Below are 14,017 nucleotides of genomic sequence, written 5' to 3'. Positions count from 1 at the left end.
GATAACGTGTTGCCCCAGACACAGTGAGCGCCGCCACGTCGGGGCGCCACAGCAGTCCCTGCGGTTCAGAGTTCGATGAAGTGCAGCAGCAGGACAAGTTCATCAGCGTGACGATGGGGTCACGTGAAGCATCCGAGAAGGAGATTCACATGCCCCAGGAAACACCTGTCCCCGCGCAGGCGAGCTCGCCGGCCACCGGCAGCGTCACCCGCGTCGAAGCCACCCATGAGGTGCCCGAGGCGATGCGCCGCGACGTCAGCCTGCTCGGCGGCCTGCTCGGCCAGGTCCTCCAGGAATACGGCTCCGAGGGTCTGCTCGCCGACGTCGAGGCGCTGCGCGAACTGACCATCGCGGCACTGGAGGACTCCAGCGGCGAGATCCTGGAGCGCGCCGAGGAGCTGGTCTCCTCCTTCTCCGCCGAGAGGGCCAAAGAGGTCGCCCGCGCGTTCACCTCCTACTTCCTGCTGGCGAACCTCGCCGAGGAGCAGCACCGCGTGCGGACCCTGCGCACCCGTGACGGCGAGCTGCCGCTCGCCCAGCAGCAGCCCTCAGATTCGGTGGCCGCCGCGTTCACCCACCTCGCCGAAGAGGTCGGCGAGCGCGAGGCTGAGCGCCGGCTCAAGGAGCTGCGCTTCCACCCGGTGCTCACCGCCCACCCCACCGAGGCCCGCCGCAACGCGATCACCGCCTCGGTGCGCCGCATCGGAGCGCTGCTCGACGTGCGCGATGATCCGCGGATCGGCTTCACAGAGCTGGCCAAGAACCGGCGCGAGCTCCTCGAAGAGATCGACAACATGTGGCGCACCGCGCAGCTGCGCGTCTCCAGCCCCTCACCGCTGGACGAGGTGCGCACCGCGCTGGGGATCTTCGACTCCTCCTTCTCCTCGGTGTTCATCCAGGCCTACCGCCGGATGGACGACTGGCTCCAGGGCGAGGACTCCGGCGCGCAGGCGCCCAAGGCGCCGGCCTTCATCCGGCTGGGCTCGTGGATCGCCGGAGACCGGGACGGCAACCCCAACGTCACCGCCACGATCACCCGCAAGGCCGTGGCCCAGGCCGCCGACCGGGTCCTGGCCGACTTGGAAGATCGGTCCCGCCGCACCGGGATGTCGCTGACCCTCGATGACCGCTACACCCCGCCGAGCCGCAAGCTCGATGCGCTGTGGAACCGGCAGCGCCAGCTCTCCGAGGAGCTCGCCGAGCAGGCCTCCCAGCATTCCCCGGGAGAGCCGCACCGCCAGGTGCTGCTCGCCATCACCGGACGGATCCAGGCCACCCGGGAGCGCAACGCCGATCTGGCCTACGCCGTGCCCGCAGAGCTGATCGCGGACCTGCGGGTGGTGCAGGACTCCCTCGTGGAGGCCGGCGCGAACCGGGCCGCCTACGGTGACCTGCAGGAGCTGATCTGGCAGGTCCAGACCTTCGGCTTCCACCTCGCCGAGCTCGAGGTCCGCCAGCACTCCAAGGTGCACGCCCAGACCCTGGCCTGGCTCGAGGACCCCGATTCGGTGGAGAAGATGGCCGTGCCGGGCGAGGAGGTGCTGGAGACCTTCCGCGCGATCGCCTCGGTGCAGCAGCGCTACGGAGTCGACGCCGCTCGGCGCTACATCGTCTCCTTCACCCAGTCCGCGCAGAACCTCGCCGATGTCTACACCCTCGCCGAGAAGGCGCTCGGCGGACCCGAGAACGCCCCGGTGCTCGACGTCATCCCGCTCTTCGAGACCTATGAGGACCTGCGCAACGCCCCGCAGATCCTCGAGGAGATGCTGACCAACCCGGCCGTGCAGGCCCGGCTGGAGCAGACCGGCCGGCGCATGGAGGTCATGCTGGGCTACTCCGACTCCGCCAAGGACGTCGGCCCGGTCTCCGCCACCCTCGCGCTCTATGAGGCGCAGGAGAAGATCTCCGCCTGGGGGATCAAGCACGAGATCACGCTGACCCAGTTCCACGGTCGCGGCGGCGCGCTGGGCCGCGGCGGCGGACCTGCGAACCGGGCGATCCTCGCGCAGCCCCCGCACTCGGTGGATCTGCGCTTCAAGGTCACCGAACAGGGGGAGGTCATCTCCGCCCGCTACGGCAACCCGGAGATCGCGCTGCGCCACATCGAGCAGGTCGCCGCCGCCACGCTGATGGCCTCGGCACCCTCGACCGAACGCCGCAACGCCGAGGCCGCCCGGCGCTACGCCGGACTCGCCGAGAAGATGGACGCCGTCTCCCGGGAACGCTTCCACGGCCTGGTCAACGCCGAGGGCTTCGCGCCCTGGTTCGCCGAGGTGACCCCGCAGGACGAGGTCGGGCTGCTCGCCATCGGCTCCCGCCCGGCCAAGCGCGGACTCTCGGTGGAATCCCTCGAAGACCTGCGCGCGATCCCGTGGAACTTCGCCTGGGGCCAGGCCCGGATCAACCTCACCGGCTGGTACGGGCTGGGCAGCGCGCTGGAATCGGTGCAGGACCTTGCGCAGCTGCGCCAGGCCTACGCCGAATGGCCGCTGTTCCGCGCGCTGATCGACAACATCGAGATGTCCCTGGCCAAGACCGACCGGCGCATCGCCGAGCGGTACCTGGCGCTGGGGGACCGCGAGGACCTCACCGCGGTGGTGCTCGAGGAGTTCGACCTGACCTCCAAATGGGTGCTCGCGATCACCGACCAGCGGCGGCTGCTGGAGAAACACCAGGTCCTCGGCCGGGCGGTGCAGCTGCGCAACCCCTATGTGGATGCGCTCTCGCTGATCCAGCTGCGCGCCCTGCGGGTGCTGCGCTCGGGCAAGCTGGCCGATGATCAGATCGATGATCCGCGCAACCTGCTGCTGATCACGCTCAAGGGCGTGGCCGCCGGCCTGCAGAACACCGGCTGATCTCGGCAGAGCCGCGGCACGACGCAGGTGGCTAGGATTGGGGGATGACAGTCCCCTCGGTGAAACCCCTGATCAGTCCCGACCTCGATCCGGCGCAGGCCGATCCGCATCTCTGGCTCGAGGAGGTCACCGGGGAGCGGGCGCTTGCGTGGGTGCATCAGCGCAACGCCCGGGCCGAGGAGCGCATCCAGGACGAGGCGTTCGATCCGCTGCGCACCGAGCTTCGCGAGATCCTCGACGCCTCGGACCGGATCCCCGGGGTGACCAAGCGCGGAGAGCACCTCTATAACTTCTGGACCGACGCCGAGCACCCGCAGGGCCTGTGGCGGCGCACCACTGAGGACTCCTACCGCAGCTCGACCCCCGACTGGGAGGTCCTGCTGGATCTGGACGCGCTCAGCGCCGAGGAGGGCGTCACCTGGGTCTGGCACGGCGCCGAGGTGCTGCGCCCGCGCGGCGCCGGTGGGCAGAGCCCGCCAGCCGACACCGCCGGCCAGCCTGCCACGAACCCGTGGCGGCACACCCTGATCTCGCTGTCTCCGGGCGGCTCCGACGCCGACGTGACCCGTGAATTCGACCTGGTGACCCGGCGCTTCATCCCGGAGTCCGAGGGCGGGTTCCACCGTCCGCAGGGGAAGGGCGGGCTGAGCTGGATCGACGCCGACACCGTCTATCTCACCCACGACGACGGCGCCGATGCGGTCACCAGCTCCGGCTACCCGCGGGTGGCCCGCCGCTGGCATCGCGGCACCAAGCTCGCCGACGCTCAGGCGGTGCTCAGCGTCGAGACGGACCATATGACCGCCGTCGCAGGCTTCGACAGCACCCCCGGATTCGAGCGGCACTTCGGGGTGAGGCTGCTGGGCTTCTACGACCGTGAGACATACCTGATCGATCCCTCCGCGCAGGACGCGATGACGCTGATCGAGGTGCCCACCGACGTCTCCGTGGGCTTTCACCGGGACCTGATCGTGCTGCGCCCGCGCACCGACTTCACCCACCACGGCGTGGCCTACCGCGGCGGCAGCCTGATCGTCGGCGACGCCGAGCAGTTCATCGCCGGGGAGCCCGAGCTGCGGGTGCTCTTCGAACCCACCGAGTCGGCCGCGCTGCTGGACGTGACGGTCACCCGTGAGACCATCCTGGTGACGATCATGGAAGACGTGATCCACCGGGTCGAGGCGCATTGGTGCGAGGCCGGCCGATGGCGGGCCAGCGCCGTCTTCGGCGAGCTCCACGGGTCCCTCGGCGTGGCAGCGGTGGACGAGGAGGAGTCCGAGGAGGTCTGGGTCACCAGCAACGACTGGGTCACCCCCACCAGCCTCTACCGCGGCACCCTGGAGGGTCTGCGCACCGGCGCGCCGGCGTCGCTGGAGCTGATCAAACAGGCGCCCGAACGCTTCGACTCCGACGGTCTCGCCTCGGTGCAGAGCTTCGCCACCAGCGCCGACGGCACCCGCATCCCGTACTTCCTGATCGGCCGGGCCGACGCCGTCCAGGCGGTGGAGGCCGCCGACCCCGAGACGGTTCCTGGCGCCGCCCAGATCGCCGGACCGGAGCCGCACCCGACGATCCTCTACGGCTACGGCGGGTTCCAGATCTCACAGACCCCGAGCTACCTCGGGCTGGCCGGCAAGGCCTGGCTGGAGGCCGGCGGAGTCTTCGCGGTGGCCAATATCCGCGGCGGCGGTGAATACGGTCCCGGCTGGCACCACGCCGCGCTGAAGGAGAACCGGCATCGCGCCTACGAGGACTTCGCCGCGGTCGCGCGGGACCTGGTGCGCACCGGGGTGACCACGGTTCAGAAGCTCGCCTGCCGCGGCGGCTCCAACGGCGGACTGCTCACCGGCAACATGCTCGCGAAGTATCCCGAGCTCTTCGGTGCGGTGGTAATCCAGGTGCCGCTGCTGGACATGCGCCGGTTCGCCCAGCTGCTCGCCGGGGCCTCCTGGCGCGCGGAGTACGGCGACCCGGAGACCGCCGACTGGGAGTTCATGCAGAGCTTCTCGCCCTACCACCTGGTCAGCGAGGGCGTGGACTACCCGCCGGTGCTGCTGACCACCTCCACCCGTGATGACCGGGTGCACCCCGGGCACGCCCGGAAGATGACTGCGGCCCTGGAGGAGCTCGGCGCCGATGTCACCTATTGGGAGAACACCGAGGGCGGCCACGGCGGCGCGGCGAACCCCGCGCAGCAGGCGATGATGAATGCGCTGATCTACCGCTGGCTCTGGCAGCAGCTGGGCTGAGAGGGGTTCCCCTGCGCCGGCGGCGGACTAGACTGGAGCCGTGAAATCGGGCTTCGCCGCGTGCAGCGGCGAGCTGATCACATCGAGCTTCTCAGCACCATTTCCAGGGGGATCGCTGCGCATGAGTGTGCCAGCCATTGAAACGCGCGGGCTGGTCAAACGGTTCGGCTCCACCGCCGCGGTGGACGGCATCGACTTGGACATCGCCCAGGGCGGCATCTACGGCGTGCTCGGCCCCAACGGGGCCGGGAAGACGACGGCGATCCGGATGCTGGCCACGTTGTTGCGCCCCGACGCGGGGGAGGCCCGGGTGCTGGGCCACGACGTCTTCACCGAGCCCAAGGCGATCCGTGAGAAGATCGCGCTCACCGGCCAGTTCGCCTCCCTCGATGAGGATCTCACCGGGATCGAGAACCTGATGCTGCTGGGCCGGCTGCTCGGCTACAACGCCCGCCAGGCCAAGGTCCGCGGAATGACGCTGCTCGATGCCTTCGGCCTCACCGAGGCGGCCGCCCGGCAGGTCAAGAAGTACTCCGGAGGCATGCGCCGCCGCCTCGACATCGCAGGCTCGCTCATCGTGACCCCGCAGCTGATGTTCCTGGACGAACCCACCACCGGGATCGATCCGCGCAGCCGCAACCAGGTCTGGGACATCATCCGAACCCTGGTGGCGGGCGGCACCACGATCCTGCTCACCACCCAGCACCTGGAGGAGGCCGATCAGCTCGCTGATCGGATCGCGGTCATCGACACCGGCAAGGTGATCGCCGAAGGAACCCCCGGGCAGCTCAAGGCCCAGGTCGGCACCGGCGCGCTGAAGGTCCGGGTGGCCGACCCGGCCCGCCGTGAAGAGGCCGCCGCGATCCTCGGCCGCACCCTGCTGGCCGAGGTCCTGCGCGAATCAGACCCGGCGGCGCTCACCGTCCGACTCGAAGACGAGTCCCGCGCGGCCGCCGCGCTCATCGCGCTGCAGGACTCCGCGCTCGCGGTGGAGACCTTCGCGCTGGGCCAGCCCAGCCTGGACGAGGTGTTCCTCGCCCTGACCGGCCACAAGACAGCACCCGAGGCGACTGACGGCGCGACCGCAGACGCACAGGAGGAGGCGGCGTGACCACCACGGCGCAGGACCAGAACCAGCGGATCAGGAGCGTCCTGGTCCCGGCAGATCAACGACCAGCCCCGGCGGGCGCGGTCAGCGCCTCGCTGACCTACGGGTGGCGGGCGCTGCTGAAGATCAAACACATCCCCGAGCAGCTCTTCGACGTCACCGTCTTCCCGATCATGATGACCGTGATGTTCACCTACATCTTCGGCGGAGCGATCGCCGGATCGGTGGACGGCTACGTGCAGTGGCTGATCCCCGGGATCTTCGTGCAGACGATGATCATGATCACCATGTACACCGGCCTGACGCTGAACCGCGACATCTCCAAAGGTGTCTTCGACCGGTTCCGCTCGCTGCCCACCTGGCGCCCGGCTCAGCTGGTGGGCGCGCTGCTGGGAGACCAGGTCCGCTATGTCCTCGCCGGCACCATCATCCTGGGCGTGGGCTTCCTGATGGGCTTCCGGCCCGAGGGCGGCATGGTCGGGGTGCTGATGGCCTTCGTGCTGCTGCTGGTCTTCAGCTTCAGCCTCTCCTGGGTCTGGACGGTGATCTCGCTGCTGGTGCGCACCGAACAGGCCGCGATGGGCATCTCGATGTTCATCATGATGCCGCTGACCTTCGCCTCGAACATCTTCGTGGACCCCGCCACGATGCCGAGCTGGCTGCAGAGTGCGGTCGAGGTCAACCCGGTCTCGGTCGTGGTGACCGCGATCCGTGAGCTCATGGCCGGCGTCGGACAGTTCTCCAGCGTCACCCTGGTGCTGGTCTACTGCGCGGTGCTGATCGGGGTCTTCGGCCCGCTCTCGATGTACTTCTACAACCGCAAGAGCTGATCCGGCTGAGCTTCTGCGGGACCGGCTGGGTCAGCTCACCTGGAGCAGGCTCACTTGATGAAGCGGATCGTCAGCGGGTAGCGGTAGGGCCGACGATTGTAGGCGGCGATCGCGGCCAAGATGCTGAACACCACGGAGAGCACCCAGGCCAGGAACAGGATCAGGAAGCCGATCAGGATGATCGTCGTGGCCGCGCCGACGATATAGGCGATGAACAAGGTGATCTGGAAGTTCAGCGCCTCCTTGCCGTGATCATCGAGCATCCGGCTGCGCTCGCGGAACACCAGCCACAGCACCAGGGGCACCAGCCAGGAGAGAAAGACCCCGCCCAGGTGCATCGCCACGCCCCAGCCCTGCTCCTCGCCCGCACCCACCGGCACCCCGGGCTGAGCAGCGGGTCGAGCTGCAGGACCGCCCGCGGCACCCGATCCGCTGCCAGGAGGCGCCTGGCCGGGAGGAACCTGGCCCGGGGAGGTCTGGGCCGGTGGAGCCTGGCCGGGAGGCGCCTGGGCCGGCGGCACCGGACCTCCGGCTGCGTCCTGCTCCGGCGGCGCCTTGCGCCATTGTCCGTCGGGGCCCTGCTGCCATTCACCATCTGCACCTGAGGGGTGGGTGGGCTGACTCATCATTCCTCCGAAGTCGGCGGGGCGTGCCGGGCCATGGGGTTCACCGAGAACGCTCACGTGATGAACAGCGTAGTCTTCACCGGCTGTGATCGATACGGTGGAGGACATGTGTGATCAGTCCGATGCTCCGCCCATTCCCGATGACGTCCTCGCCCTCGCACGCGCCGCCCGTCACGTGGCGGTCTTCAGCGGCGCGGGGATCTCAGCCGAGTCCGGCGTGCCGACCTTCCGCGAGGTCCAGACCGGCCTGTGGGAACGCTTCTCCGCCCAGGACCTGGCCACCCCGGAAGCCTTCGAGAGCGACCCTGCCCTGGTGCACACCTGGTACCGGTGGCGCGCCGCGCTGATCCGACAGGTCTCGCCGAACCCCGGACATCAGGCCCTGGCGCAGTGGCAGCGGCAGCTCGGCGGAGCCGGAGGCAGACTGAGCATCGCGACCCAGAACGTCGATGACCTGCATGAACGTGCCGGCGCCGAGGTCCTCGCGCATCTGCATGGAAGCATCACGGCCCACCGCTGCGCTGAATGCGATGCGCCCGCCGAACTTGCGGCCCCCCAGTACGACGGCGCCGCCGCGCCCGCAGAGCCAGTGGATCCGCCGCTGTGCGAGGTCTGCGAGCAGGGGCTGATCCGGCCCGGAGTGGTCTGGTTCGGCGAGCCGCTGCCGATGGAGGCGTTCGACGCCGCTGCGGACGCGATGCGCGCCGCGGACCTGATCCTGGTCGTGGGCACCTCCGGGCTGGTCCAGCCGGCGGCCTCGCTGCCGCTGCTCGGCATGGAGCGCGGGACCCCGCTGATCGAGATCAATCCCGAGCCCACCGAGCTCAGCGACGCCATGCACCACCGGCTGCGCGGCCCGGCGGGGACGCTTCTGCCGGTCCTCGTCCAGGCGGTCACCGGCGAGGCGCTGCACGCGATGGACGGATCGGATGGGACCGACGAGACGGTGGAGCGCCGCGCTCGATGAGTCTGTGGGAATCGGTGCTCCTGGGAGCGATCCAGGGGCTGTTCATGTTCATTCCGGTGAGCTCCTCCAGCCACCTGGTGCTGGTGCAGCAATGGTTGGCGGCCGAGGGGTCGCCGCTGCCCTCCCCGGACACCCCGGAGATGATCCTCTACAACCTGGTGGTGCACCTGGGCACGATGGTCTCCGTCACGGTGGTGATGTGGCGACCGCTCAAGCGGCTGGTCAAAGGCATCTGGCGGGAGCTCGGGCTCTGGCGCCGACGCCGGACGCTGCGGCACCTGATCCACCTGCGGCTCGCGCTGCTGGGCCTGCTCACCACTGCCATCACCGGGGTCCTGGGACTGCTCATCCGCGCCTACGGCACCGACGTCTTCGCCACCCCCTGGGCGGTGGCGGTGATGCTGATGATCACCGGCGCGGTGCTGTGGTGGTCGGACTCGGTGAAGACCACCTGGCGCGGTGCCGCCCAGATGACGGTGCTGGTCGCCGTCGTGATCGGCCTGGCCCAGGCGGCGGCGCTGTTCCCAGGGCTGAGCCGCTCGGGGCTGACCATCGCCGCGGCGCTGGCGCTGGGCATGCACCGGCGCCTGGCGGCGCAGTTCAGCTTCTTCGTGGCGATTCCCACGATCGTCGCCGCCACCGGGCTGCAGTCGCTGGGCCTGCTCGACCCGGGCAGCTTCGAAGGTGGACTGTTCCTGAGCTGGCAGGACTACGCGCTGGGATTCGCGGTGGCCGCCGTCGTCGGCGCCGGCGCCCTGTGGATGGTGCTGCGCCTGCTCTACCGCGGGCACTTCAAGATCTTCGCGGTCTACGTGGTGGGACTGGCGCTGTTCGTGCTGATCACCCAGCCCGACATGAGCGACGCCCCACCGGTGGACGAGCTGCCCCTGGATCAGGACCAGCTGAACCTGCAGCAGCCCTGAGATTCGAGGCCGGGCTCCGAGCGTCGAACTCGCAGCGCTGCGCGCCGGGGGCGGGGGATAGGCTGACCCCATGCTCTGGCTATACCTGCTCGCCGTGGTCCTGCTCGCGCTGGTGGTGGCAGCCCTGCTGGGCCGCTGGGACGGCGCTTCGGCGCCCAGAGAGGAGACGGATCTGGGCGAGTCCGATGTGGATGATCTGCTGCGGCGCAGAGCCGAGAAGCACATCACCGCGGATGACCTGCAGGAGGTCCGTCTCGACTCTGCGGTGCGTGGATACCGGATGGATCAGGTGGACCGGCTCCTCGATGCGCTCGGGCAGCAGCTTCGGGAGCTTCAAGGAGGTCAGTCGCACCAGGCGCAGAGCGCGGCCGAGGCCCCGTCCGAGCCCCAGGAAAGCAGGTATCAAGTCACTGTAGAACCTGACACGGGTCCCTCGGATCGCGCTCGTGGCGTGCCTGACAAGGATCTAAGGCTGCCCTCGCAGGCCGATCCGAAACCTGAATTTCCGCGGGTGGAGTGACATTCCTCGCAGATGCGAGATAATAGATTCAGTTCAGGCGCTGGATCTTTGCATCAGGCATGGACACGCACGCTAGAGAACTTCGGAAGGGATGCACTCGATGGCTGCAATGAAACCGCGCACTGGCGACGGTCCGATGGAGGTCACTCAGGAGGGCCGCAGCCTGATCATGCGGGTGCCGATCGACGGAGGGGGCCGTCTGGTGCTGGAGATCAACAATGAAGAGGCCCAGGCACTCAAGCAGTGCCTCATCAAGGCCGTCGGAGAATGAGCTTCGGTTCGGGCCGGTCGTGCACAGCGCGACCGGCCCGAACTGTATCGTCCGTCCCGCGCCGCAGCTGAGCCCCGCGCTCTCGCCGCTGGTCAGCGCCGTGCCGCCACCAGCAGTCCTGTCCCGGACCCGAGCATCGCTGTGCGCAGACGATCGTCCTCGAGCAGACGACGCTCCAGCTCCCGCATCCGCTGCGTGGACTCATCCCGCACCGCAGGGCGGGCCAGGCGATCATGGTCCAGCGCGTCGTTGATGATCAGCAGACCCGAGGGGCGCAGAAGCCTGACTCCTTGTTCGGCGTACTCCGCGGCATGCGTCGCCTCCGCATCGACGAACACCAGGTCATAGCCGCCAGTGGTCAGCCGTGCCAGCACCTGTTCCGCCCTTCCGGTGATCAGCCGCGTCCGCGCCGAGGGCAGCCGCGCGTCTCGGAAGGTCTCTCGGGCCGCCTGGATATGGTCGGCCTCGTAGTCGATGCTGGTCAGGACCGCATCCGGGGTTCCTCCCCGCAGCAGAGCGAGTGAAGAGACGCCGACGCCGGTGCCGACTTCGACCATGGCGTGAGCCCTGGTGCTCGCGGCGAGCACGGTCAGCAGCGAGGCCACCCCCTGGCTGACAGGCTGCACGCCCAGGCTTTCGCCGCGACGTCGCGCCTGAAGCAGCGCAGGCTCCTCCTCGGCGTGCTGTTCCGCGTACGCCCAGCTTGAATGCTTGGCCGACTGCTGGGGGTGCTGAGCTTTCATGGGACCTTCTCTGCGTGCGAGTGAATGAACCGGGCGCTCAGGTGCACGTGCACCTGCGGGTTGGCTGCATCTCGAGGTGCGGTTCGGCACCCTGAGGCGATTGATGTTCAGAAGAATTTCAGCTTCTGCCCAGTTCTACCCTTCATGATAGTCAGGATGACCAGGCACGATAGCAGCACTCCGTCTGCTCGCGGAGTCAGCAGCGGTGGCTCACACCGCGGCTGGCAGCGCGGAGCGGCCGCCCACGAAGCCACTCGGCCGCGCGCCGGGTGGCTTGTGGCGCTGACGCTGTTCGTGCTGGCGCTGCTCGGAGTTCTAGTCTTCGTCACCGCATGGGTCATCGGCGGACGCGCACTGCCGCAGATCAATTCGGTGCAGTCGTTGCTGCCGCAGGGCTCACAGTCCAGCCAGCAGCATGGCGAGGAGACTCTCGGCGACGGTGCCGCGAGCGTCCCGCTGACCAGCACCGACCTGAATCTGATTCCCGTGGACGCCTCCGACGCGACACTGCCGGGTGCCCCCGAGAGCACTCAGATCCAGCAGATCCCGCTGGACAGCCTGAACTCGCTCAAGAGCCTGGGCTGGTCCGTCCCGCATCTGTCGGGTTTCGGGCTGTCCACCGAGTACGCAGAGACCGGGGTGGTCGAGGGCATCCGCACGGTCCAGCTGAGGCTCACCGACGGTGAGCACCGGCTGGACATCTCGGAGACCCGCCCGGAGGAGACCGGGGTGGAGCTCGCCGCCCTGGAGTCGAAGCTCGATGGTGTCGTCGACACCTCGGCGACCCTGCGGGAGACCCTCACCCTGCGCACCGGAGATGCCTGTGAGCTGTACGTCTCCGAAGAGGCGGAGGAATGGACCGCCGCCATGGAGAGCGGACGGGTGCAGTACGTGGTCACCTCTGATCTTCCTGCGGATACCGCTGAGCAGATCTCGAACTGGGTGATGGCCACCGACCGCTCCCGGGTGCAGGTGCTGCCGATCGTCCCCACCGGCTCCGAGCGGCTTGAACGCGGCTTCGAGGAGCTGCTCGCCTGGCTCACCGACTGAGTCGACGCTGACGGTAGGGTTGAGCTGTGCCTGGTATCAACGCCTACGAGTTCGTGATCCTGATCGTTCTCGCGCTCGTCATCCTCGGACCCGAGCGGCTGCCGCAGTACGCCCGAAACCTGGCCCGCTGGGCACGTCAGGCCCGGGACATGGCCGAAGATGCCAAGGGCCGGTTCAAGGACGAGACCGGCACCGACTTCGACGACGTCGACTGGAAGCGCTACGACCCCCGGCAATACGATCCGCGCCGCATCATTCGCGACGCGCTGAGCAACGAATACGGCGAGGACTTCCGCGAGACCCGCTCCGCGGTGGCCGGGACCCTGGACTCGGCTCGAGCCGCCACCGACCCGCGCGAGCTCTTCCGCAGCAAGAACGGCTCCAGCCCTGCGGCGCCCAGCGCGCCGAGCGGGGGAGTCCCTCCCGCGGCTGCGAAGCGAGCCTCAGGCGCCATCGCCGCCGGCATGGCCGGGGCGGCGACGAGTCAGAATCCCTCGTCGGACCTGGGGCCCTCGTCAGACGTGGCCACGCGGGGGGCCGCCGTCGAGCCTCCGGTGCGGAATGCCGACTCCGAAGACCAGCTGGACGCCGCCGCCCCCTTCGACACCGAAGCCACCTGAGGCCGCTCCGTTCCACCGGGCACTGCCCGATCGACCGGCCCGACCCTCCTTGCCGAAGCACACCTAAGCCCAGGTGACGCGTGCGGAGGCGTCAGGCGGGACTGACGGGCAGCTTGCGGCCGCTCATCCCGCGCGGCTGCACTGCCAGCCGGGCGGCGATCGCGCGCAGTGCGGCTCCGGCCGGTGAGTCAGGGGCCGAGAGCACCACCGGCTCGCCGTCGTCGCCGGCCTCGCGCAGATTCATGTCCAGCGGGACCGAGCCCAGCAGCGGGACCGTGCTCTTCAAGGATTCGCTGAGCCGGTCGGCCACCAGCTGACCTCCGCCGGAGCCGAAGAGCTCGAAGCTGGACCCGTCGGGCAGGGTCATCGGCCCCATGTTCTCGATCACCCCGGCCACCCGCTGCTTGGTCTGTGAGCTCAGCGCGCCGGCACGTTCGGCCACGCTCGATGCCGCGGCCTGGGGGGTGGTGACCACCAGCAGCTCCGAGCCGGGAAGCAGCTGCGCCACCGAGATCGCGATGTCGCCGGTGCCCGGGGGCAGGTCCAGCAGCAGCACGTCGAGATCGCCGAAGTGCACGTCGGTGAGGAACTGCTCCACCGCCCGGTGGAGCATCGGGCCGCGCCAGGCCACCGCCTGATTGCCCTCGACGAACATCCCGATCGAGATGGTCTTCACCCCATGGGCCACCGGCGGCAGGATCATCTCATCCAGCCGGGTGGGCTTGTCGGTGATGCCCATCAGGTCCGGGACGCTGAACCCATGGATGTCCGCGTCGACGATGCCGACCTTGAGTCCCTGCGCGGCCATCGCGCAGGCCAGGTTCACCGTGACCGAGGATTTGCCCACCCCGCCCTTGCCGGAGGCGACGGCGTAGACCCGGGCCAGGTTCTCGGGCTGCGCGAAGCGATTGACCTTCCCGGTCTCACCGCCGCGAAGATGGTCCTTCAGGGCGGCGCGCTCCTCGGGAGTCATGACGCCCAGCTGGACCGAGGCCGTGGAGACCCCCTCGGCGCGCACGGCGGCGGCGGTGACGTCTTCGACGATCCGGCTGCGCATCGGGCAGGCCGCGATGGTCAGCTTGACCCCCACCTGGGCGGCGCCGGCGTCGTCGACGCTGATCTCACCCACCATGCCCAGCTGGGTGATGGGAAGGCGCAGCTCCGGATCGATGACCTCGTGGAGGCGCTGGCGGATGCGTTCGGTGATGGCGGGATCAGACACCGCCTCAGTCTACGAGCCAGGGCTGGCCCTGGC

The 14,017-nt window shown here is 69.0% G+C and carries 13 protein-coding genes; 10 read left to right on the top strand and 3 right to left on the bottom strand.

Annotated features, from left to right (window positions below):
• The first annotated feature begins 149 nt into the window (after positions 1 to 149).
• From LTI14_RS02500 to LTI14_RS02485, 4 genes are all read left to right on the top strand, one after another.
• Complete coding sequence (locus LTI14_RS02500; RefSeq protein ID WP_241463812.1) at positions 150 to 2,855, top strand: phosphoenolpyruvate carboxylase; 2,706 nt, start codon at positions 150 to 152, stop codon at positions 2,853 to 2,855.
• 44 nt (positions 2,856 to 2,899) lie between these two features.
• Complete coding sequence (locus tag LTI14_RS02495; protein ID WP_241475721.1) at positions 2,900 to 5,104, top strand: prolyl oligopeptidase family serine peptidase; 2,205 nt, start codon at positions 2,900 to 2,902, stop codon at positions 5,102 to 5,104.
• 121 nt (positions 5,105 to 5,225) lie between these two features.
• A complete protein-coding gene (locus LTI14_RS02490; protein ID WP_241470185.1) occupies positions 5,226 to 6,215 on the top strand; it encodes an ATP-binding cassette domain-containing protein in 990 nt (329 codons plus the stop codon).
• A complete protein-coding gene (locus tag LTI14_RS02485) occupies positions 6,212 to 7,042 on the top strand; it encodes an ABC transporter permease (RefSeq protein ID WP_241475720.1) in 831 nt (276 codons plus the stop codon). The genes LTI14_RS02490 and LTI14_RS02485 overlap by 4 nt, the downstream gene beginning before the upstream one ends.
• A gap of 50 nt (positions 7,043 to 7,092) precedes the next feature.
• Here the strand turns inward: LTI14_RS02485 and LTI14_RS02480 are convergent, their stop codons facing one another.
• A complete protein-coding gene (locus LTI14_RS02480; protein ID WP_241463816.1) occupies positions 7,093 to 7,725 on the bottom strand; it encodes a DUF4870 domain-containing protein in 633 nt (210 codons plus the stop codon).
• Between the two features lie 49 nt (positions 7,726 to 7,774).
• Between LTI14_RS02480 and LTI14_RS02475 the strand changes: the two genes are divergently transcribed.
• From LTI14_RS02475 to LTI14_RS02460, 4 genes are all read left to right on the top strand, one after another.
• A complete protein-coding gene (locus LTI14_RS02475; RefSeq protein WP_241475719.1) occupies positions 7,775 to 8,635 on the top strand; it encodes an SIR2 family NAD-dependent protein deacylase in 861 nt (286 codons plus the stop codon).
• Positions 8,632 to 9,558 carry an undecaprenyl-diphosphate phosphatase gene (locus LTI14_RS02470; protein ID WP_241475718.1) on the top strand — a complete coding sequence of 309 codons (927 nt, stop codon included), beginning with the start codon at positions 8,632 to 8,634 and terminating at the stop codon, positions 9,556 to 9,558. Before LTI14_RS02475 ends, LTI14_RS02470 begins: the two co-directional genes overlap by 4 nt.
• Before the next feature lie 70 nt (positions 9,559 to 9,628).
• Complete coding sequence (locus LTI14_RS02465) at positions 9,629 to 10,078, top strand: DivIVA domain-containing protein (RefSeq protein ID WP_241475717.1); 450 nt, start codon at positions 9,629 to 9,631, stop codon at positions 10,076 to 10,078.
• Between the two features lie 100 nt (positions 10,079 to 10,178).
• The gene (locus LTI14_RS02460) at positions 10,179 to 10,349 is read left to right on the top strand and encodes a DUF3117 domain-containing protein (protein WP_084479395.1); all 171 of its coding nucleotides are present in this window, start codon (positions 10,179 to 10,181) and stop codon (positions 10,347 to 10,349) included.
• 92 nt (positions 10,350 to 10,441) lie between these two features.
• Here the strand turns inward: LTI14_RS02460 and LTI14_RS02455 are convergent, their stop codons facing one another.
• Positions 10,442 to 11,092 carry an O-methyltransferase gene (locus LTI14_RS02455; RefSeq protein WP_241463821.1) on the bottom strand — a complete coding sequence of 217 codons (651 nt, stop codon included), beginning with the start codon at positions 11,090 to 11,092 and terminating at the stop codon, positions 10,442 to 10,444.
• A gap of 156 nt (positions 11,093 to 11,248) precedes the next feature.
• Here LTI14_RS02455 and LTI14_RS02450 point away from each other — a divergent pair, with 156 nt between their 5' ends.
• Together LTI14_RS02450 and LTI14_RS02445 are read left to right on the top strand one after the other, a co-directional pair.
• A complete protein-coding gene (locus LTI14_RS02450) occupies positions 11,249 to 12,142 on the top strand; it encodes a hypothetical protein (RefSeq protein WP_241463823.1) in 894 nt (297 codons plus the stop codon).
• Between the two features lie 26 nt (positions 12,143 to 12,168).
• Entirely contained in the window at positions 12,169 to 12,762 is a 594-nt protein-coding gene (locus tag LTI14_RS02445) for a twin-arginine translocase TatA/TatE family subunit (protein WP_241463825.1), read from the top strand.
• Between the two features lie 91 nt (positions 12,763 to 12,853).
• Here the strand turns inward: LTI14_RS02445 and LTI14_RS02440 are convergent, their stop codons facing one another.
• On the bottom strand, positions 12,854 to 13,984 hold the full coding sequence (locus LTI14_RS02440) for an Mrp/NBP35 family ATP-binding protein (RefSeq protein WP_241475716.1): 1,131 nt from the start codon (positions 13,982 to 13,984) through the stop codon (positions 12,854 to 12,856).
• Positions 13,985 to 14,017 lie beyond the last annotated feature (33 nt).

The sequence above is a fragment of the Nesterenkonia sp. YGD6 genome (assembly GCF_022565895.1).
GTDB lineage: Bacteria > Actinomycetota > Actinomycetes > Actinomycetales > Micrococcaceae > Nesterenkonia.
Note: the sequence above shows the minus strand (reverse complement) of the source record. Positions and strands in the feature narration are given on the sequence as shown.